Source organism: Streptomyces sp. NPDC034049, from assembly GCF_055575575.1.
In genome coordinates, this window is the sequence record NZ_JBVISJ010000021.1 from 53227 (window position 1) to 73398 (window position 20172).

22 protein-coding genes are annotated in these 20172 nt (G+C 73.6%); 10 read left to right on the forward strand and 12 right to left on the reverse strand.

Translation table 11 applies throughout. The annotated features are described in order from the left end of the window. Positions 1–16 precede the first annotated feature (16 nt). Positions 17–208, forward strand: coding sequence for a hypothetical protein (locus ACZ52C_RS38060; RefSeq protein WP_469079114.1), 192 nt, complete (start codon positions 17–19; stop codon positions 206–208). Further along, entirely contained in the window at positions 205–1083 is an 879-nt protein-coding gene (locus ACZ52C_RS38065) for a class I SAM-dependent methyltransferase (protein WP_469079115.1), read from the forward strand. Before ACZ52C_RS38060 ends, ACZ52C_RS38065 begins: the two co-directional genes overlap by 4 nt. A gap of 200 nt (positions 1084–1283) precedes the next feature. On the opposite strand, the gene ACZ52C_RS38070 is transcribed toward ACZ52C_RS38065, so the two are convergent. Continuing rightward, complete coding sequence (locus ACZ52C_RS38070; protein ID WP_469079116.1) at positions 1284–1760, reverse strand: winged helix-turn-helix transcriptional regulator; 477 nt, start codon at positions 1758–1760, stop codon at positions 1284–1286. 89 nt (positions 1761–1849) lie between these two features. Here ACZ52C_RS38070 and ACZ52C_RS38075 point away from each other — a divergent pair, with 89 nt between their 5' ends. The 3 genes from ACZ52C_RS38075 to ACZ52C_RS38085 all read left to right on the forward strand — a co-directional run bounded on the left by ACZ52C_RS38075 (position 1850) and on the right by ACZ52C_RS38085 (position 4139). After that, entirely contained in the window at positions 1850–2344 is a 495-nt protein-coding gene (locus tag ACZ52C_RS38075; protein WP_469079117.1) for a PaaI family thioesterase, read from the forward strand. A gap of 64 nt (positions 2345–2408) precedes the next feature. Further along, positions 2409–3380, forward strand: a complete 972-nt coding sequence (locus tag ACZ52C_RS38080; RefSeq protein ID WP_469079118.1) for an alpha/beta fold hydrolase — start codon at positions 2409–2411, stop codon at positions 3378–3380. A 471-nt stretch (positions 3381–3851) separates the two neighbouring features. Next, complete coding sequence (locus ACZ52C_RS38085) at positions 3852–4139, forward strand: GNAT family N-acetyltransferase (RefSeq protein WP_469079119.1); 288 nt, start codon at positions 3852–3854, stop codon at positions 4137–4139. A 28-nt stretch (positions 4140–4167) separates the two neighbouring features. On the opposite strand, the gene ACZ52C_RS38090 is transcribed toward ACZ52C_RS38085, so the two are convergent. From ACZ52C_RS38090 to ACZ52C_RS38115, 6 genes are all read right to left on the reverse strand, one after another. Then, positions 4168–5391 carry an acyltransferase family protein gene (locus ACZ52C_RS38090; RefSeq protein WP_469079120.1) on the reverse strand — a complete coding sequence of 408 codons (1224 nt, stop codon included), beginning with the start codon at positions 5389–5391 and terminating at the stop codon, positions 4168–4170. Continuing rightward, a complete protein-coding gene (locus ACZ52C_RS38095; protein ID WP_469079121.1) occupies positions 5378–6571 on the reverse strand; it encodes an alpha/beta hydrolase in 1194 nt (397 codons plus the stop codon). Before ACZ52C_RS38095 ends, ACZ52C_RS38090 begins: the two co-directional genes overlap by 14 nt. 179 nt (positions 6572–6750) lie before the next feature. Further along, positions 6751–7605 carry a class I SAM-dependent methyltransferase gene (locus ACZ52C_RS38100; RefSeq protein ID WP_469079122.1) on the reverse strand — a complete coding sequence of 285 codons (855 nt, stop codon included), beginning with the start codon at positions 7603–7605 and terminating at the stop codon, positions 6751–6753. Between the two features lie 137 nt (positions 7606–7742). Next, positions 7743–8438, reverse strand: a complete 696-nt coding sequence (locus ACZ52C_RS38105) for a response regulator (protein WP_469079123.1) — start codon at positions 8436–8438, stop codon at positions 7743–7745. Positions 8439–8477: 39 nt separating this feature from the next. Further along, a complete protein-coding gene (locus ACZ52C_RS38110) occupies positions 8478–8603 on the reverse strand; it encodes a hypothetical protein (RefSeq protein WP_469079124.1) in 126 nt (41 codons plus the stop codon). Between the two features lie 194 nt (positions 8604–8797). Beyond that, entirely contained in the window at positions 8798–9778 is a 981-nt protein-coding gene (locus tag ACZ52C_RS38115; protein WP_469079125.1) for a hypothetical protein, read from the reverse strand. Positions 9779–10241: 463 nt separating this feature from the next. On the opposite strand from ACZ52C_RS38115, the gene dhaK reads away from it, so the two are divergent. The 3 genes from dhaK (at position 10242) to ACZ52C_RS38130 (ending at position 12344) form a co-directional block, all read left to right on the forward strand. Then, a complete protein-coding gene (gene dhaK / locus ACZ52C_RS38120; protein ID WP_469079126.1) occupies positions 10242–11234 on the forward strand; it encodes a dihydroxyacetone kinase subunit DhaK in 993 nt (330 codons plus the stop codon). Between the two features lie 92 nt (positions 11235–11326). Next, positions 11327–11941, forward strand: a complete 615-nt coding sequence (gene dhaL, locus ACZ52C_RS38125) for a dihydroxyacetone kinase subunit DhaL (RefSeq protein WP_469079127.1) — start codon at positions 11327–11329, stop codon at positions 11939–11941. Further along, positions 11934–12344, forward strand: a complete 411-nt coding sequence (locus ACZ52C_RS38130; protein ID WP_319101544.1) for a PTS-dependent dihydroxyacetone kinase phosphotransferase subunit DhaM — start codon at positions 11934–11936, stop codon at positions 12342–12344. The genes dhaL and ACZ52C_RS38130 overlap by 8 nt, the downstream gene beginning before the upstream one ends. A gap of 143 nt (positions 12345–12487) precedes the next feature. Here the strand turns inward: ACZ52C_RS38130 and ACZ52C_RS38135 are convergent, their stop codons facing one another. Beyond that, on the reverse strand, positions 12488–13216 hold the full coding sequence (locus tag ACZ52C_RS38135) for a glycoside hydrolase family 75 protein (RefSeq protein WP_469079128.1): 729 nt from the start codon (positions 13214–13216) through the stop codon (positions 12488–12490). 395 nt (positions 13217–13611) lie between these two features. Here ACZ52C_RS38135 and ACZ52C_RS38140 point away from each other — a divergent pair, with 395 nt between their 5' ends. Together ACZ52C_RS38140 and ACZ52C_RS38145 are read left to right on the forward strand one after the other, a co-directional pair. Then, positions 13612–14592 (forward strand): fibronectin type III domain-containing protein, encoded by a 981-nt coding sequence (locus ACZ52C_RS38140; RefSeq protein ID WP_469079129.1) that lies wholly within the window; start codon positions 13612–13614, stop codon positions 14590–14592. Positions 14593–14753: 161 nt separating this feature from the next. Next, entirely contained in the window at positions 14754–15290 is a 537-nt protein-coding gene (locus ACZ52C_RS38145) for a hypothetical protein (RefSeq protein ID WP_469079130.1), read from the forward strand. 62 nt (positions 15291–15352) lie between these two features. Here the strand turns inward: ACZ52C_RS38145 and ACZ52C_RS38150 are convergent, their stop codons facing one another. The 4 genes from ACZ52C_RS38150 to ACZ52C_RS38165 all read right to left on the reverse strand — a co-directional run bounded on the left by ACZ52C_RS38150 (position 15353) and on the right by ACZ52C_RS38165 (position 19964). After that, positions 15353–15946: a PadR family transcriptional regulator gene (locus ACZ52C_RS38150; protein WP_469079131.1), complete on the reverse strand. Its 594-nt coding sequence runs from the start codon at positions 15944–15946 to the stop codon at positions 15353–15355. Positions 15947–16019: 73 nt separating this feature from the next. Continuing rightward, a complete protein-coding gene (locus ACZ52C_RS38155; protein WP_469079132.1) occupies positions 16020–18041 on the reverse strand; it encodes an FAD-dependent oxidoreductase in 2022 nt (673 codons plus the stop codon). 110 nt (positions 18042–18151) lie between these two features. Beyond that, positions 18152–18928 carry a putative protein N(5)-glutamine methyltransferase gene (locus ACZ52C_RS38160; RefSeq protein WP_469079133.1) on the reverse strand — a complete coding sequence of 259 codons (777 nt, stop codon included), beginning with the start codon at positions 18926–18928 and terminating at the stop codon, positions 18152–18154. A gap of 286 nt (positions 18929–19214) precedes the next feature. Beyond that, positions 19215–19964: a GNAT family N-acetyltransferase gene (locus ACZ52C_RS38165; RefSeq protein ID WP_469079134.1), complete on the reverse strand. Its 750-nt coding sequence runs from the start codon at positions 19962–19964 to the stop codon at positions 19215–19217. Positions 19965–20172: the final 208 nt, after the last annotated feature.

Genomic DNA, 20172 nt, shown 5'->3' on the forward strand with positions numbered 1-20172 from the left:
CCTGAAGGAGACCCTGATGAACGACTTCCTGCTGATCCCGTTCGTGGTGGCCCTCGGCATCGTCGGCTTCCTGATCACCACCCGGGCCGTCAGCACCCCCGCGGTCCTCGGCGTCGCCCTCGTGGTGCTGCTCGGCGCCTGCTCCCAGGCCAGACGGAACGCCCATCCGAGGACCAGCCCACCCAAGAAGCGGAGGCAGCACCCATGAGCACCCCGACCACGTCCCCCACGTCCACCGCCCCCAGCACGTCCACCGCGCCCGCCACGAGCGGCACGCCCACCTCGAGCGGCATCGTCGACGACATCGGCTACGGCCGGCAGTTCGACGGCTGGTACCACCGCCTCTTCCCCGACGACGCGTCCGTCGTCGCCGAGGTGGACCTCCTGGCCTCGCTGCACCCCGATCCGGCCTCCGGGACGGTCGAGTTCGGCGTCGGCAACGGGCGCATCGCCCTCCCGCTCTCCCGCCGGATCGGCAGGATCACCGGCGTGGACTCCTCACCGGAGATGCTCGACCTGCTGCGCCGGGACCTCGCCGAGGACACCCCCGTGGAGCCCGTGCACGCCGACATCCGCACCTACACCGCCGACGGCACCGTGGGGCTGGTGTACGCGATCTGCGCCACCCTCTCCATGCTGCTGACCCCCGAGGAACAGCAGCAGGCCGTCCGGCGCGCCGCCGACCTGCTCGCCCCCGGCGGCCGGCTGGTCGTGGAGACCCACAACAAGCCGGCCGTTCTCGCCCTGCACGAAGGCCGGTCCCGGGCCACGTACTTCACTCCGTACCCGGAGCCCGGCACCGGCCTGCAGAGCCACTCCCTCCTCTTCCCCGAGGGGTCGCTCTGGCATCTCTCCCACGTCTGGTACGAGTCCGACGGCACCACCCGGGTCGGCACCGAGGTCTCCCGGCTGACCGCGCCCGAGGAGTTCGACGCCTACGCCCGTGCCGCCGGTCTCGAACCGGAGCGCCGCTGGGGCGACTGGCCGGCCGACGCGGCCCCGTACGGTCCGGACTCGCCCCTGGCCATCTGCGCCTACGTCAAGCCCTGTCCGCGCCGGAGGGCACTGAGCAGGACGACGTAGCGGCCGGTGCCGATGCCGACACCGAGGATGGTGCGCCGGCCGCGCGGGGCCGTTCGTTCGAGGTGCTGCTCGACCCGAGTGGCCGGACTGCTTCGTGCGCGTGGCCGTCGCCGGCCCTGCCGTCCGTGAGGCCTCCTCAGCGGCGGGTGACGACCGTCCCCGGGGTCGAGAACGTGACCTCGCACCGCACGATGAAGCCGTCAAGCCCGGCCCGTAGCGGGCCGGGCCGAGGGCCCCGGGTGGGTGCGGGCGTCCCGCGGAGTCAGCGGTCCGTGGCCCTCCTCGCAGACGACCACCGTCCGTACGGCGTCACCGCAGTCCGCGTGGCGCACCTCCAGGGGCGGCCCCTCGGGGTCGGCCGTGTAGCGGTCGCCCCACTCCTTGAGGGCGATCATCGCGGGCCACAGGTCCCAGCCCTTGCGCGTGAGCCGGTACTCGCGCCGGGTGCGGCTGCCGGGCTCGCGGTAGGCGACGGTCTCCAGGATCCCGGCCGCGACCAGCTTGCGCAGCCGGTCCGCCAGGACGGCCTCGGACAGCCCGACGTGCCGCCGGAAGTCGTCGAATCGCCGGACGCCGTTCATGGCGTCCCGCACGAGCAGCAACGACCACTTCTCGCCGACCAGCTCCAGCGTCCGGTGGACCGTGCAGTTCTCCGCGCTCGTCTCCAGCCACCTCATGGGCTCATCCTAGGCTGACTTCGCGATTGACAGCCAGAGGGACGCGCAGCTAGCTTCACTGAGGGAAGCCAGCCAGTCCGGGAGTGGAAATGCTCAGGTCACGTACGTTCGCGTGGGAGGACCCCACCCGCTCCGCCCGAGCCGTCGGCGAGCACAGCGGTCTCGAGTTCCTCCGGGAGATGCTGGCCGGGCGGCTGCCCTCCCCGCCGGTGGCCGCCACTCTCGGCTTCACCCTGGAGGAGGTCGAGCACGGCCGGGCCGTCTTCGTCCTGGTGCCGGGCGAGGAGCACTACAACCCGATCGGCAGCGTCCACGGCGGCGTGTACGCCACGCTCCTGGACTCGGCGGCCGGCTGCGCGGTGCAGTCCGTGCTGCCGCAGGGCATGGGGTACACCTCGCTCGACCTGACCCTGAAGTTCCTGCGCCCGATCACCGTCGACACCGGGAAGGTCCGCGCCATCGGCACCGTCCTCAACAACGGCCGCCGGACCGCCCTCGCCCAGGCGGAGCTGCGGGACTCCGAGGACCGGCTGCTGGCCCACGCCACCAGCAGCTGCATGATCTTTCCCGTCCCGGCCGGCTGACCGCCGCGCGGACCCGGAAGGGCCCCTTCCGGGCTCGAATCCCCTGCCGCGTACGCTCGTTCGCATGGTTGCGCACCGGATGATCGAAGCGAACGGAGTACGACTGCACATCGCCGAGCAGGGCACCGGCCCCCTCGTGGTGCTTCTGCACGGCTTCCCCGAGTCCTGGCACTCCTGGCGCCGCCAGTTCGACCCGCTCGCCGCGGCGGGCTTCCGTGTCGTCGCCCCCGACCAGCGCGGGTACGGACGCAGCGACCGCCCCGAGGCCGTCGACGCGTACACGATCCTCCATCTGGTCGGCGACGTCGTCGCGCTGATCCAGGCCCTCGGCGAGGAGAAGGCATACGTGGTGGGGCACGACTGGGGCGCGCCGGTGGCCTGGCACACCGCCCTGCTGCGGCCGGACATGGTGCGTGGGGTCGCCGGACTGAGCGTGCCGCCTCCCTTCCGGGGGAAGCAGCCTCCGCTGGTGGTGGCCGAGGAGAGGTTCGGCGGCCGCTTCTACTGGAACTACTTCAACCGCCCGGGCGTCGCCGACGCCGAGTTCGCCGAGGACCCCCGCACCACCCTGCGGAAGATCTTCTACTGGGCCTCCGGCGAGGCACCCCTCACCGGCGAGGAGAGGCAGCCGCTGGTCGACCCCGAGCGGGGCTGGCTGACGACCATGGCGGATCCCGGGGCGCTGCCGGAATGGTTCACCGAGGACGACCTCGACGTCCTCGTCGAGGGTTTCTCCCGGGGCTTCACCGGGGCCCTCAACTGGTACCGCAACCTCGACCGCAACTGGGAGCTGATGGCGCCCTGGCACCACGCCGTCGTCACCCCGCCCGCCCTGTACGTCTACGGCGACCGTGACCTGGTGCCCGCGTTCCCCGGTACGCCCGAACTCATCGCGGCCCTGCCGGACCTGATGCCCGACCTGCGGCGCGAGCCCGTCATGCTGCCCGGCTGCGGCCACTGGACACAGCAGGAACGCCCGGACGAGGTGAACGAGGCGCTCGTCGACTTTCTGACGGACTGTTCCCGCGCCGCCTGACGCTCAGCGGCCGGTGTCGGCCGCGGCGGGGGACGCGGGCGAGCACGACCGCGCTGCGGGCAGGCCGACCCATGAGCGTCACCGGCACCGAGGCCGGTGCCCGGCCCGGGGAGCACCTCCTGGATCCCCGAGGGGTGGTGCGAGGGGGCCGGTACGGGAAAGATCGCTCCGTCGGTCATCGAGCGAGTTCCTCGACCCCGGGCGGCCTCATGAGTCAGCACGCGCAGACAGAGCCGGACAGCCCTCGGATGCGGCTGCGCCCCCTGGACGAGACCGGGGCGCAGCAGATCGAGCACTGGTTCGACCACCCGGAGGTGCGGAGGCGCCTGGGCGGCCGGTCCTGGATCCACCGTCAGCTGCGGCTGCTCGGTGAGCAGTCCCGCACCACCTTCCGCGGCGCGACGGTGCTGCGCGCCCACGGGTGGCTCGGGCTGGATCCTGCCGGGACGCCGGTCGCGTTCGTCTGCGGGGATGTCTACGACCGCTGGGTCCGCTACCACGGCGAAGGCCCCGAGGGTCCCCTCCTGTGGCCTCGCCCACCTGGTCGATCCCGCACGGTGGGGCCACGGACACGGACGCTCCGCCCTGTGTGCCGTCCTCGCCCACCCCGACGTCGGCGACGTCGGGACCTTCTTCCTCGGCGTCGACGCCGACAACCACGCCAGTCGCCGCTGCGCCGCATCCGCCGGCTTCACCCTCGCCGACCCCGAACCGGACCACGAGGGGATGCTCTACTACCGCCGTATCCGGCCGAGTTGACCAACCCGGGGGCGGGGTCGCGGGTGCGTCAGATCACCGCCATGGCGTAGCAGGCGAAGGCGCCTGCCAGGAGCGCCACCACCGCCCTGCGCGAGCCGCGGATATCGGTCCAGGGCGCTTCGAAGCGGTGGGTGAGGCGGCCGAGGGCCAGCAGGGTGAGGGCGATGAGCGGGAGCCAGGCGAGCCGGGCGAGAATCCAGACTGCGGTGTCCGGGGCGGTGGTGAGCCCGGGCACCGGGGCGCCGAGGAGCGAGGTGGGGACCGCCAGGGTGAGCAGGGCCGTCTGGTGCCAGCAGAAGACGGTCATCGCGGAGAGATTGACGGTCACCACCGCCGCCCACAGTGCGCGTCGGCGCCGCAGCAGACCGTCGAGCCGGTCCCGCAGCAGGACCGCCGCGCCGCACTGCACACAGGCCAGCGCGAGGACGAGCAGGGACGGCGGGTGGGAGTTGGTGCGGGCGGTGCCCGGTACGCCGACCATGCTCGCCGGGTAGTGGAGGACGAGGAGCAGCACGGCGAACAGCGCGCCGCCGCCGAGCAGCATCAGCCGGGCACCGCGCCGCCCGAGTCTCCCCTCGCCCCAGCAGACGCCCAGTTGGTATGCGAACAGCCACCCCGGCCCGAGGTTGAGCAGGCCCAGCCAGGACGGCACGGCGTCGGCCCAGGGGCCGTACCGCAGCAGGTCCACGACGGCGACCGAGGCGAGCAGCGGTACGGCGGACCGTCCTCCCCAGGTCCGCGCGGCGCGTACGCACCACGGCGTGAGGGCCGTCACCAGCACGTAGATGCCGACGAACCACAGCGGCTGGACGACCAGCACCGCCCCGGTGCGCAGCGTCGTGGCCGGTACCCCGGCGGCGTACAGCACCGGCGGGAGCACGGCCCACACCGCCGCGACGCCGAGGACGGGGCGGCCGAGGCGGGCCAGCCGCCCGCGCAGCCAGGCCCCCGTCGACACTCCGCGTCCGGCCGAGCGGCGCAGGGAGAGGGTGGCGGCGCAGCCGCCGACCAGGAAGAAGATGCCGAGCATCTGCAGCACCCAGCTCACCGGGGCGAGGAACCCGAAGGTGGCGAGCGGGCTGGTGTTGTGCAGGGCGCCCTCGGGGCCGAGGGTGAGACCGCCGAGCATCCAGTGGCCCACGGGGACCGCGAGGAGGGCGAGGGCGCGCAGGCCGTCGAGGGCGCGGTCGCGGTGGACCGGTGTGCGCGCCTCGATGCGGGCGGCGGCCACGGAGAGGTCAGAGAAGGCCATGGCGGCAGTCCTTCGCAGGGGTGTCGGCGGTCGGGCGGGCGCAGGTGACGGCCCCGTAGTCGCCGACGGCGACGGCGGCGTAGTTGGTCAGGGACGCGGTGCCGGGTGCGAAGTAGCCGGTGTGGCCCTCGGCGCGGTCGGAGGCGACGACCCGGGCACCGAAGCCGGGCGCGGCCGGGTCGGCGCCGTGGCCGAGGCCGAGGAGCTCGACGGGAGGGACCCGGCTGATCCAGTCGGTCGCGTCGCGGGCGGTCGCCCACAGCCGGGCCCGGGCCCCGACCGGCACCTGGCCGGCGTGTTCCAGGCGCATGCCGGGCGAGGCCGCGACCACGAGGTCGGACGCCTGCCGTCCGGTCAATCGGCGGGCGGCGGCGCCGCACAGCACCGAGCCGTAGCTGTGGCAGAACACCGAGGGCGGGGCGACCGGGTGGGTGGTCGCGGCCAGGCCGTCGAGGAAGCGGAGCAGCCGGGGCGCCCCTTCTTCCGCGAGGTGCCCGGTGGCGGCGTCCCAGCCGACGCCGACCGGGGTCGTGTAGCCGACCCACACGATCACCGCGGGGTGGTCCTCCGGGGAACGCCGGGTCATCTCCGCGCGCAGATTGCGGGCCATCCCGGCCGCGACGTCGTACGAGCCGACGTCCGTGTCGGAGCCCGGCACGACGACCGCCACCCGGCGGGCGGTCCGCAGGTCGCCGTACACCTCGGCGACCTGCCCCCGGCCGCGCGGGTCGAAGGCGAGGACTCGGCGCCCGGGCGCCAGGAGCGCGTCGTACGTCGCGGCCCGCGCCCGTGCCTCGCGTCGGGCGCCGTCGGGCCGCGACGGGTCGGCGGCACGGGCCAGTTCGCGGTCGCGTCCGGCGGTGAGCGCGCGGGCGTTGGCGGCGTACCGGAGCTCGGGCGGGGCCCCGTCGAGGCCGCCCACGACGAGGGGGTGACGCTCGGCCAGTGTCGTGCGCCGCGCCGCCGTCAGTCCGGCGAAGAACCGGGCGATCTGTCGGGGAGCGGCCGACGCCGGGTCCGGCAGCCGTTCGCCGAGCACCCGGTCGGCCGTCCAGGCCGCCGTACCGGGAGGCGGGCCCGTGACGGCGGTCTGTACGTCGCCCGCCGCCCAGCCCGCTGTCCCCGCGACCGTCGCCAGCACCAGCGCGCAGGCGATGAGCCCTCGCTCGAAACGCCTCATGGTGTGTCTCCCCGCTTCCCCGTGCTCCGTGCTTCCGTGGCCGTCGGCCCGCGCTTCTCGGGGGCGGGCCGACGGGCGAAAGCTAGGAATCAGGGGTGCCGGCCGGCGTCACACCGGGGAGCCAACCTCGGGGTAGCACCGGGGTAGGGGGTGGCGGAGGGTGGGCTCCGCCGGGTGTCTCAGCGCAGGGTGAAGAAGATCATCGGGTTGTCGCGGCTCTCCCGGACGGGGTGGCCGAGCGCGAGGGACCGCTTGATGTCCTTCAGCCGGTCGTGGATCTCGGGAGCGTGGGCTCGGGAGGCGGTGAAGTAGGCGTTCTCCCGCTCGGCGAGCCAGCGCAGCACGACCGCCCCCTCGGTGAACGGCAGCGCCCTGCGCCCGTGGAAGACGTCGTGCACGCACACCGGGATGCCCGGCCGCAGCCGTGGGAACAGATGCTGGAGGTACCAGCGGGCGAAGCTCGCGGAGTGCGCCGCGTCGATGAACAGGAAGTCCCCGTCCTCCGGGATCTTCTCCAGGTTCTCCCGGGCATCCCCCTGGGTGAACGTCCAGCGGCCGGTGGACAGGGTCTCGGGGACCTCCTGTACGACGTGGTCGACGATGTCGTACGAGTACAGGTGCCCGGTGCCGTTGTCGCGCAGGGCGCGCAGGATCCAGGTGGTGGACCAGCCGTGGAAGGTGCCGATCTCCACCACCGTCGCCGGCCGGGCCTCGCGCAGGAGCAGGTACGTGATCTCCGCCTCGATGTCGTCGAGTTGGGCCTTCATCGAGGTGGGCGGCGCCAGCAGGGCGCGCTGGCGTTCGCGGGCGCGGTCGAGGTCCTCGGCGAAGGTGCGGTAGAGGTCACCGATGTGGTCGAGGTCGATGGGCCGGCCGCCGAGGAGGCCTCCGGCGGACCCGCCGACGGGCCGGCCTTCGTCCCTGCCGTGGCCGACCTTCCTGTGGCGGCCGGCGTTCGTGTCGTGGCCGGTGTTCCTGTCGTGGCCGGTGTTCCTGTCGTGGCCGGTGTTCCTGTCGTGGCCGGGCTGGTGCATGTCTCACGCTCCTGCGAAACCGTTTTCGTGATCGGGACGCGGTGATGCTGGAGCGTGGGCGGCGGGCCGCACATCACACCCGGGTGCCGACCTTCGTGTCACCCCCGGGTATGACACGCGGCCGGTCGGGCGGGCGGTCAGGCGGGCGACGCCCCGGGCACGACCAGTCCCGACTCGTAGGCGAAGACGACGAGTTGGGCCCGGTCGCGGGCGCCGAGCTTGGCCAGCAGGCGGGTCATGTGCGTCTTGACGGTCTGCTCGGCCACCACCAGCCGCGCCGCGATCTCGGTGTTCGACAGACCCTGCGCCACCAGGGCCAGGACCTCCGTCTCGCGGGGCGTGAGACCGTTCAGGCGGAGCCGGGCGGCCCGCGGCTCGACGGGGCGCCGCCGGGCCACGTCCTCGATGAGGCGCCGGGTGACGGACGGCGCGAGGAGCGCGTCACCCGCGGCGATCACCCGTACCGCCTGCACGAGTTCGGCGACCGGCGCGTCCTTGAGCAGAAAGCCGCTGGCGCCGGCGTGCAGTGCCTCGTAGACGTAGTCGTCGATGTCGAAGGTGGTCAGCATGAGCACCCTGGGCCGGTGCACCACGCCGCGCGGCGGGTCCAGCAGCCGCCGGGTCGCCTCCAGCCCGTCCATCTCGGGCATCCGTATGTCCATCAGCACGACGTCGGGGTGTGTGCGACGGCTGACCTCGACGCCGATCCGGCCGTCGGGGGCGTCGCCCACGACGTCGATGTCGCTCTGTGCGGACAGCAGCGCGGCGAACCCCGAGCGCACCATGTCCTGGTCGTCGACGACGACCACTCGAACTGCCGTAGCGCCAGCCATGCCGCCCTGCTTTCTCGAAACCGCGCCGGTACGTCGTGATCAGTGGAGGCCGAGGCCCGCCGCCGAGGCGAGCCACTGCGTGCCGAGGAGCACGGCCGCGGCCAACGCCGTGACCCGCGCCAGGTGCCGGTTCGTCCGCGCGTCGCGCGGCGCTGTCCTGGCCATCTCCGACTCCTCGCCCTCTGTCCCGGACCCCGCGCTCTCGCGGGGCTCGGCGGTCCACTCTGCTGCCCCGGAGCACACCACCGCCTCGGCCGAACGGCCAGAAGCCGGGGCCCGGGGCCGCCCGGCCCCGGCCGAATGGAGGAGAGGACGGCACGTGTCGGGGGAGCACGGCGGCGCGTGGCCCACCTCGTTCCCTACGGCTTCGTGGTACGGGGGTGGGTGGCCAGGCGGCCCGGCGTCGGGGCTCCCTCGACCTCGCCGATGTGCACCGCCATCTGCTGACGCGTCCGCTCGACCTCGGCCAGGTTCCGCATGAACGCCGGAAAGCCGTCGCTGTCGGCGACGGCGGGGTGCCGGGCGTCCCGCATGATCGCCTCGCGCTGTCCCCAGGCCACGAACGGGTCGGCCGTCGCGGGCGGCATGCCGACGGTCGTGGCCTCGGGGTCGTTCCCCGCGTCCGGGGTGACCCAGCCGCCGAGGCTAATGGCCTTCTCCCCGGCGGCCATCCGGTTGCCGGCGGAGTGGGAGCCGCGCAGGAACTCGGTGTTGCGGGCCATGTCCCGCACCCCCTTCCAGCCGAACTTCTTCACGTACCGGCTGTAGAGGCAGAGCGTCGCGTCGTCGTTCGGGTAGGCGGAGGCGATGCGGCCCCTCCACCTCGATCGGCGAAGTCCCGGACGCTGTCGGGTGCGTCCCGGCCGACGAGGGCCTTGTTGTACGCGGCGCCGAAGTCCAGGACGTCGGTGGCGATCCAGGCGCCGTCGACGTCCTTGAACCCGTTGTGCACCTTCCTCCCGCGTGGTCCTGGCATCGGAGTCGGTGGCCGCTCCGAGGGTGAGGCCGGCGACCGCCTGGCGGCCTGCACGGCCCGTCCTCGGGGCGCGACGGCCGGTCATCAGGGTGATCGAGAAGCCCGCGAGGAAGGCGAAGAGCGCCGTGGCCCGCCCGTGCGCCAGTTCCATGAGGAAGCCGGTCGTGCCGCCGGCGGAGGGGTCGGGGCCGGCGTGGGCCGCGTACATCCCGAAGACCGCGAGCCCTCGTGCCAGGTCCACGCCGATCAGGCGCCCGGCCCGGGGACGGGTGGTCCCGGGCGCGGCGCTCGGGTCGCTCACCAGGGCTTCGGTGGAGGGAGCACCCGGCGGGACGACCACCGTGCCGTCTGCGTTCTGGGTCATGTGTCCAGGCTGTGGAACGACCCGCGCCCGGAGTATCCGGCGAGGGTCCGGCCCACCCCGCCACCCGGCGGGGTGGGCCGGTCGCGGGCCCCGGGCGCCCGGCGCCGGTTTCCACCGGTTCCGGTGCGATGGCAGGCCCGGGCTCCCGGATGGAGGATGCTGTCGACGGCTGCCTTCCTCCGGCTCGGCGGGTCGTCGTCGACCTGGTTGGTTCACGACGAGCGGGTGAGAGTGATGTGCAGGTGGAAGCGGGGCGCCCCAGGGTGCCGGATCGGGTCGGGCGGTGGCGGTACCGCACTCAACTGGCCTGGCACTACGCTCGTTTCGCCACCCGCCGGGCTGCGGAAGGGAAACTGCTGGGTGCCCACACCGTGGGGCTGCTCGACGCAGTGGCACGGTGGCCGCTGCGACCTGGCCGTACGCAGGTCATGACCACACCTACCGACCTCACCGGGAGACAGACATGAAGATGCTGATCAACGTGGCCGAGAGCGTCGTCGCGGACGCGTTGCGGGGTATGGCGGCCGCGCATCCCGAGCTGACCGTGGATGTGGAGAACCGGGTGGTGGTGCGGCGGGACGCCCCGGTACCCGGCAAGGTGGGGCTGGTCTCCGGGGGCGGATCGGGACACGAACCGCTGCACGGCGGGTTCGTGGGGCCCGGGATGCTGTCGGCGGCCTGTCCCGGGGAGGTGTTCACGTCCCCCGTGCCGGACCAGATGGTGCGGGCGGCGGCGGCCGTGGACAGCGGCGCCGGGGTGCTGTTCATCGTGAAGAACTACACCGGGGACGTGCTGAACTTCGACATGGCCGCCGAACTCGCCGAGGACGAGGGCATCCAGATCGCGAAGGTCCTCGTCGACGACGACGTCGCCGTCACCGACAGCCTCTACACCGCCGGGCGGCGCGGCACGGGCGCGACGCTGTTCGTGGAGAAGATCGCGGGCGCCGCCGCCGAGGAGGGGCAGCCGTTGGAGCGGGTCGAGGCGCTGGCCCGGCAGGTCAATGAACACTCCCGCAGCTTCGGGGTGGCCCTGAGCGCCTGCACCACTCCGGCCAAGGGCAGCCCGACCTTCGAACTCCCCGCCGGAGAGCTGGAGTTGGGCGTCGGCATCCACGGTGAGCCGGGTCGTGAACGGCGCGCCATGATGACCTCGCGGGAGATCGCCGACTTCTCGGTGAACGCCGTTCTGGACGACATGAACCCCCGCAACCCGGTGCTGCTGCTCGTCAACGGCATGGGCGCCACGCCCCTGCTGGAGCTGTACGGCTTCAACGCGGAGGTGCAGCGGGCGCTCACCGAGCGCGGGGTCGCGGTGGCCCGCACCCTCGTCGGCAACTACGTCACCTCGCTCGACATGGCCGGCGCGTCGGTGACGCTGTGCGAGGTCGACGAGGAGCTGCTGCGGCTGTACGACGCGCCGGTACGGACCCCCGGTCTGCGCTGGGGCGTGTGAGCGGGCCGGGACGGACCGCCGCGCGGGGCCGGGCCCGCCCTCGGCAGCACCCCTCACCACCCGTCATGTCACCTACCACGCAAGGAGATTCCGTGCTCGACGCCGATTTCTTCCGTCGCTGGATGAAGGCCACCACGGCCTCGGTGGAACGCGAGGCCGAGCGGCTCACGGCGCTCGACTCGCCGATCGGGGACGCCGACCACGGCAGCAATCTGCGCCGCGGGTTCGCCGCCGTGTCGGCCGCGGTGGAGAAGGAGCCGCCGGACACGCCCGGCGCCGTCCTCGTGCTCTCCGGACGGCAGCTGATCTCGACCGTCGGCGGCGCGTCCGGCCCGCTGTACGGCACCCTGCTGCGCCGCACCGGCAAGGCGCTCGGCGACGCCGCCGAGGTGAGCGAGGCCCAGCTCACGGACGCGCTGCGCGCCGGTGTCGACGCGGTGATGACGCTGGGCGGGGCGGCCCCCGGGGACAAGACCATGATCGACGCGCTGGTCCCGGCGGTCGACGCGCTCGCCGAGTCGTTCGCCGCCGCGCGGACGGCGGCCGAGGAGGGCGCGGTGGCGACGACTCCGTTGCAGGCCCGCAAGGGCCGGGCCAGCTATCTCGGCGAGCGGAGCATCGGTCACCAGGATCCCGGTGCCACCTCCGCCGCGCTGCTGATCGCGGCTCTCGCCGCCACCGCCGACGCGGAGGCCGCCGATGTCTGAGGAGAAGCGGGTGGGCATCGTGCTGGTGTCGCACAGCGCCGCCGTCGCCGCCTCGGTGGCCGAGTTGGCGCGGGGTCTCGCCGGTGCGGGCGCCTCCGTTCCCGTCGCCCCCGCCGGGGGCACCGAGGGTGGGGGCCTGGGCACCAGCGCCGAGCTGATCTCGGCGGCGGCCGCCTCCGTCGACCGGGGCGCCGGGGTCGCGGTCCTGACCGACCTCGGCAGCGCGGTCCTCACCGTGAAGGCGCTCCTCGCCGAGGGCGACGAACTCCCGGCCGACACGCGTCTGGTGGACGCCCCGTTCGTGGAGGGCGCCGTCGCGGCGGTCGTCACGGCCTCGACGGGCGCGGACCTCACGGCGGTGGCGGCCGCGGCTTCGGAGGCGTACTCGTACCGGAAGGAGTGACGCTCCGGGCGTCCTCAGGGACGAGGCGACGCCTGCGGGGATACGCCGACATCCGGCACCCCTTCCGGTGGCCGGGAGCGACCGGCTCACGGCGGGTGACTGGCTCCGGGAGCGCGGCGAACGACCGGCCGGTGCTCCCGGAGTCAGTTCGTCGCCCCGCCCCGCATCGTGACGCCGCGGCGCACCACCGCTCCCTCCACCCACTGCCGGGCGCGTTTCTCGCCCAGTTCGACCGCCGCCGCGTGGTCCTCGATCGGGGTCACCTCGGAGTCCTCGAAGACGATGTAGGTGACGCCGGAGGCGGTGCCGCCGGTGCGCGGGTCGGGGCGGATGCCGAGCGCCTTGGCCGTGGCGTAGGAGGCCTCGCCGATGATGTTCTGCGGGCCGGTGTCGCCCAAGACGGCGTACTCGACCCGGTTCCCGTGGACGACGGCGGCGACCGAACCGCCCTTGATGCCGTGGACCCGGAAGTCCCACACGCGGCTCGGCGCGGGAACCACGACGAACGGCAGGCTCTCGGAGCGGAGGTATCGCCCGTCGGACTGCAGGAACGACGTGGCGGGCTGGAACCACGGGTCGGTCCCGCGGTTGCAGCGCGGACTCGGCCGGCCGTCGCAGTCGATGTCCATGTCGGCCTTCCAGTACACCGCGCCGTCGACGCCGCAGACGGGGATCACGGCCGGCTTCCCCGCGTCACTGCTGTACAGCCCCTCGGAGACCCGCACACAGCCGCGCGCCCTGGCCAGCAGGTCGGCGGCGGTCACACCGCCCTCGTACTGCACGAGGCGCTGCGGATGGGCCAGGGCGGGCAGGGCGACGGGGGCCAGCAGGGCGGCGCCGACGGCGGCCAGCGTCAACGAGCGGACACGCACGATGAGGAACCCTCTCCTGGGGAGACATGACGGACACTCACCCAAAGGTGGTGCGGGTCGGAGAGGACGGCCACCGGGAGGGGGCCGGACGGGCCACCGCTTCCGGCGTGCGGGTGCGCGGCCGAGGGCCGGGCCGGATTCGGTCCCGGCCGCTCGGCCGCCTTCGTCGGCGCGGGTTCGGCGACGACAGCGGCCCGCGCCGTACGGCATGAACTGGCCTGGCACGCGGGCGAGTTCACGCCGTTCAGGAGCACCAGCATACGTAGCCGCCGGCCGTGCCGTGAACCACGGCCGCCGCGGACCCACCCCCTTGATGTGACCGCGTCAGTCGTGCCATACATGGAGATAGGTACAGACCAATCCCGTGATGGCTCGACGATCGAGGGGGCAGGATCGTGCGACGCGTCTCCGTGCCGGCACTCGTCCTGGTGCCGGCGCTCTGTGGCTCACTGCTCCTCACGGCCGGCTGCGCGACGCGGGAGCGCCCCGGCGGCCGCCCGCCGCCCGCCCCGCCCGGCGTCACCGCCGACGCGGGCAGCGCCACCAGCGTGCACGTCATGTGGAACCGGGCGCCCGGGGACACGGAGATCGCCGGGTACGCGGTCTACCGGGGCCGCACCAAGGTGCGGGACGTCCCGGACGACGCGCACATGGTGGACGTCACCCGGCTCCGGCCCTCCACCACGTATGTGTTCACCGTGCGGGCCCGTGGCGCCTCCGGGGACCTCGGGCCGCCGAGTGCGGAGGTCCGGGCGACGACCCCCGCCGCCGGGACGGCCGACCGGCGGGCCCCGAGCCGGCCGGGGCGCCTCGGCGGGACGGTGCTCGGGAGCGGGACGGTGCGGCTGTCCTGGGAGCCGTCGACGGACGACCGGGACGTGGTGTCGTACGACATCCTGCAAGGCGGCTCGAAGATCCACTCGGTGGGCGGGCAACAGACGGCGGCCGTGGTCACAGGACTGCGGCCCGGCACCCGCTACTCCTTCACCGTGCGGGCACGGGACGCCGCGGACAACGCCTCGTCCGAGAGCGCGACGGCACGGCTGCGCACCGCTCCGGGAGCGGACGCCGGGCGGGGCACCGCGCCCACCGGATTCCGCGCGACGACACGCCGGGACGACGGGGCGTACTCCGTCGAGCTGTCCTGGCTGCCGCCGCGTGTCGACGAGGTGGTCACGGAGTACGACATCCAGCTCGACGGACGGCCGGCGACCACCCTCGTCTGGGGCGGGACGCCACCCCGGGGACGGGCCACGTACAGCTTCTACGTGGGGGAGGAGGCCGGGGTGACGTACCGCGTGCGGATCCGGGCGAAGCTGCCGGACGGGACCTGGGGCGGGTTCTCGGTGGAGCGGACGGTCACCACCGGCGGGTGAGCGCGCGCCGTCCCCCGCACGGCGGTATCCGTCACCTGCCCGGGTGTCGTCCGCATGCGGGCGCGGCGCGGGGCACGTTGGCTCACCCTGAGGCAGCACGGGTCCCCCGATCCTCGGCGGCGCAAGGGATGTGCCGTCACCGTGCCGCTGGAGGGCAGACCATGCGTACGTCTCAGCTACTCCTCCGCTCCGGCCTGACGGTGGCCGCCGCCGCGCTGCCGATCGCCCTGACCGCGCAACCGGCCGCGGCGGTCCCGGCGGGGATCTCGGTGAGCACCACGGGTTCCTCGGTCAGCGTGAACACGAGCGATTGCCCCGTCAGCACCAACGGCACGTTCGGCACCGCATCGCTCCTCTCGGGCGGGCAGGCGAACTTCTCCCAGGGGCGTCAGGTGCCCCTCACCGGCACCAGCACCACCCAGTCCGCCTCGTGGGCGAACGTGGGCCCGGGCACCCACACCGTGATCGTGGTGTGCAAGGACGGGACCACGGCGGGCACCCAGTCCGTGATCGTCACGGCGGCCACCCCCACCATCTCCACGACGGCCTCGCCCGCACGCGGCGTCATGGGCGGCGTCGGCGGGGCGACCCGGGAGTACGGCACCGTCACCCTCGTCGGCGGCGGTGCGCTGGTGGCCCTGGGGACCGGAGCGGCCGTCTGGTACCTGCGCCGCCGGGCGAAGCCGCACCGCCTCTGACCCCCCGGTGGGCGCTCGTCCCGAGACCTGGGTGAGCGGCAGCCGGTGACGCGTACGGCCCTCTACTCCCCGCCGGCGCTCTCCTGCTCGGCGCTCCCGTCCTCGCCGCCGCCGGTGTCCCCCGGCAGCGTCGCGAACTCCTCCAGGGCGTTCGTCAGCCACTGCGTCCAGAAGGTCTGCAGGTCGATCCCCGCCCGCAGGATCAGATGCTGGAGCCGGTCCTGGGCGGTGTCGCGGCCGGGCCCGAAGTCCCGCTCCTCGATCTTCTCGTACTCCGCCAACGTCCGCCGGTGCAGCGTGAGATGACGTCGCAGTTCGTCCTCCAGGCCCTCGGTGCCGACCACGGCTGCGGCGCGCAGCCGGACGAAGAGCGCGTCGCGCCACGGCTTGGGGTCCTGGGGCGCGGAGGTCCAGCGGGCCAGTTCCTCTCGGCCGGCCGGCAGCACCTCGTAACTCTTCTTCCGGCCCCGGGCGGGCCGCTCGGCGGGCAGGGCCCGGATGTAGCCCTCGCCCTCCAGTTTCCCGAGCTCGCGATAGATCTGCTGGTGCGTCGCCGACCAGAAGTAGCCGATCGACCTGTCGAACCGCCGGGTCAGCTCCAGGCCCGACGAGGGCTTCTCGAGCAGGGCGGTGAGGATCGCGTGCGGGAGTGACATGGGCTCATCCTAGGAAGGCCGGGGGTGCGCCACGGCCGCACGCACCCCCTCGGGCGGACTCCCGCGGCGCCTCCTACAGCGCCGCCGCCACCTCCGTGCCCTGCTTGATCGCCCGCTTGGCGTCCAGCTCGGCGGCCACGTCGGCACCGCCGATGAGGTGCGCGGAGCGCCCTGCGGCGATCAGGTCGTCGTACAGGTCGCGACGCGGGTCCTGGCCGGTGCACAGGACGACCGTGTCGACCTCCAGCAACTGGCGGACGCCGTCGACGGTGACGTGCAGCCCGGCGTCGTCGATCAGGTCGTACTGGACGCCGGGGACCATGGTGACGCCCCGGTGCTTGAGTTCGGTGCGGTGGATCCAGCCGGTGGTCTTGCCCAGTCCTGCGCCGACCTTGCTGGTCTTGCGCTGGAGGAGGTGGACCGAGCGCGGCGGGGCGGGCCGCTCGGGGGCGGCGAGGCCCCCGGGGGCGCGGTACTCCATGTCGACGCCCCACTGCCGGAAGTACGCGGCCGGGTCCTCGCTCGTCTTCTCCCCGCCGTCGGTCAGGAACTCGGCGACGTCGAAGCCGATGCCGCCGGCGCCGAGGATGGCGACGCGGTCGCCGACGGGGGCGCCGTCCCGCAGGACGTCCAGGTAGCCGAGGACCTTGGGGTGGTCGACGCCGGGGAGGTAGGGGGTGCGGGGGGTGACACCCGTGGCGACGACGACCTCGTCGTACGCCGACGGCGTGAGGTCGTCGGCGGTGACCCGGGTGTTCAGGCGTACGTCGACGCCGTGTGCGTCGAGCCGGTTGCGGAGGTAGCGCAGCGTCTCGTCGAACTCCTGCTTGCCGGGGACCCGGCGGGCGACGTTCAGCTGGCCGCCGATCTCGCTCGCCGCGTCGAAGAGCGTGACCTCGTGGCCGCGTTCGGCCGCGCTCACGGCACAGGCGAGTCCGGCCGGGCCCGCGCCGACGACCGCGACGCGCTTGCGCCGCCGGGTCGGGGAGAGCACGAGTTCCGTCTCGTGGCAGGCGCGCGGGTTGACCAGGCAGGAGGTGATCTGACCGCTGAAGGTGTGGTCCAGGCAGGCCTGGTTGCAGCCGATGCAGGTGTTGATGGCGTCGGGGCGGCCCTCGCGCGCCTTGTTGACGAAGTCCGGGTCGGCGAGCATCGGGCGGGCCATGGACACCATGTCGGCGTGGCCGTCGGCGAGCAACTCCTCGGCCAGTTCCGGGGTGTTGATGCGGTTGGTGGTGACGAGCGGGACGGAGACCTCGCCCATCAGCTTCTTCGTCACCCAGGTGTACGCGCCGCGCGGCACCGAGGTCGCGATGGTGGGGATACGGGCCTCGTGCCAGCCGATGCCGGTGTTGATGATGGTCGCCCCGGCCGCCTCGACGGCCTTCGCCAGCGTGACCACCTCGTCGAGGGTGGATCCGCCGGGGACGAGGTCCAGCATCGACAGCCGGTAGATGACGATGAAGTCTTCGCCGACCGCCTCGCGCACCCGGCGCACGATCTCGACGGGGAAGCGTGTGCGGTTCTCGTAGGAGCCACCCCAGCGGTCGTCGCGGTGGTTGGTCCCGGCGGCGATGAACTCGTTGATCAGATAGCCCTCGGAGCCCATGATCTCGACGCCGTCGTACCCGGCGCGGCGGGCGAGGCGGGCCGCGTTCGCGTAGTCGTCGATGGTCTGCTCGACCTCGGCGTCGGTGAGCGCGTGCGGGACGAACGGGCTGATGGGGGCCTGGAGGGCGCTCGGCGCCACCAGGTCGCGGTGATAGGCGTACCGGCCGAAGTGCAGGATCTGCATCGCGATGCGGCCGCCCTCGCGGTGCACGGCGTCGGTGATCTCGCGATGCCGGTCGGCCTCGGCGTCGGTGGTCAGCTTGGCGCCGCCCTCGTACGGCCGGCCGGCCTCGTTGGGTGCGATGCCGCCAGTGACGATGAGGCCCACTCCCCCGCGCGCCCGGGCCGCGTAGAACTCGGCCATGCGCTCGAAACCGCGCTCGGCCTCCTCCAGGCCCACGTGCATGGAGCCCATGAGCACGCGGTTGGGGAGCGTGGTGAAGCCCAGGTCGAGCGGGCTCAGCAGATGGGGGTAACGGCTCATGGGGCCCTCCGTGCGTGGCGTCGTCAGCAAGGTTGTAGACGACGCCACGCCGATTGTGCAACTAGTTGCACAACGACTGAGGGCAAGGCCACATCGGGGCGCGGGACCTCTCAGGCTCTGGTGCCGATGACCACGTGGGCGTGTCTCTCCTCCGAGACGGCCGTGCGGGCGGTGAGGCCGAAGCGGCGGAAGGTGTCGAGGGCGAGCGGGGCCTGGCGGCGGCTCGTCTCGACGAGGAGGCAGCCGCCGGGGGCGAGCCAGTCGGGGGCCTCGGCGGCGACCCTGCGCAGCACGTCGAGACCGTCCGCGCCGCCGTCGAGGGCGACCAGGGGTTCGTGGTCGCGGGCCTCGCTCGGCAGGAGCGGGACCTCGCCGGTGGGGACGTAGGGGACGTTCGCCGCGAGGATGTCGACCCGGCCGCGCAGACGGTCGGGGAGCGCGGCGAAGAGGTCGCCCCCGTGGGCGTGGCCGCCGTAGGGCGCGATGTTGCGGCGGGCGCAGCGGACGGCCGCCGGGTCGATGTCGGCGGCGTGCAGTTCGGCGCCGTCGAGCGACGCGGCCAGGGCGGCGCCCACTGCGCCGGAGCCGCAGCAGAGGTCGACCACGACGCGGGCGCCGGGGGCGGTGGCGAGGGCCTGCTCGACGAGGTACTCGGTGCGGCGGCGCGGGACGAACACACCGGGTTCGACGGTGATACGCAGACCGGCGAACTCCGCCCAGCCGAGGACGAGTTCGAGAGGGAGACCCGCGACGCGCCGGTCGACCATGGCGGCGGCCTCGTCGGGGGTGCGGGCGGTCGAGAGGAGCAACTCCGCCTCGTCCTCGGCGAAGACGCAACCGGCGGTGCGCAGGGCCGTGACGACGGAGGTGAGGGAGAGAAGTGGCATGACAGCCGAGGAGCCTTTCGGTGGGCCGAAGGGCGCTCCCGCGATGGCCTAGCGGCGGCGCATCGCGTCGTGTTGAGGTGAGAGCACCCGACCTGACACAGCGGTAATGGGTCTCACCTCCTCGGTCCACGTGCTGACTGGCCCGGCAACCCTACCCCATGGTCACGACCGGTTCTCAAGACGCCGGGCGGCTCCACGACGGCCCTGGCGAGGGGCTTCGCCGGGGCCCTTCGAGCACGTGGCCGCGCCCCTTCAGAGCGCGGGCCCCGGCTCGTCCCCTCCCCCCTCACACACCCACCCGCTCCTCCCCCGTCGCCGCCGCCGGCACCCGGGCCGCCATGAAGCGGGTGGTGCGGCGGAGGCGGAAGCCGAGGGACTCGTAGAGGCGGATGGCGGTCGTGTTGGCGGCGGCGGCGTGGAGGAAGGGGGTCTCGCCGCGCTCGCGGATGCCGTGGGCGACGGCGAGGACGAGGCGGGTGGCGAGGCCAGCGCCCCGGAAGGCCGGGTCGGTGCAGACCGCGCTGATCTCGGACCAGCCCGGTGGCCGCAGCCGCTCACCGGCCATGGCGACCAGCGCGCCGTCCCGGCGGAGGCCGAGGTAGGTGCCCATCTCGACGGTGCGCGGCAGGAAGGGGCCGGGCTGGGTGCGCTCGACGAGGGCGAGCATCTCCGGCACGTCCGCCGGGCCGAGCCGTACGGCCTCCTCGTCCGGGGCCGCGGCGACGCCGTCGTCGACGAGCTGCACGCCCGCCAGGTCGAAGGTGACCTCCCAGCCGGCCGGAAAGCCCCTGTCGTAGGCCGGGACCGGGACCTCGGCGCCCGGGCCCGCCAGGGCCGCGAGGTCGGCCCAGTCGGCGTCGTCCGGCTCGTCGGGCAGGCCCAGCCAGGGCGAGACGTCCAGCGGATAGCGCAGCACCCGGCCGCGCCGCTCGGCGAAGTGGGCGTGCGGCCCGGTGAGGGAGGCGAGGGCGGGGTTGTCGAGGACGTGCGGAGCGGTGTCCGTGCCCGTGCCGCCGTCCGTCGTGTACTCGGTCATGCGCTCTCCCACTCCGCTCCGCCGTCGCCCGGCCCGACCCTCGCGCCGGCCTGCCTGTCCGGCCTGCTCCGCCTGCCCGGCCCGTCCGGTGGTCGGCCGCCGGGGCGACCGGTCCGCCCGGACCAGCCACTGGCGGCAAGGAAGATCGCCGCGCCCCTATTCCTGGGGTGCCGCGGAGTTCACGTGGCCGCAATGATCACCACCCGCC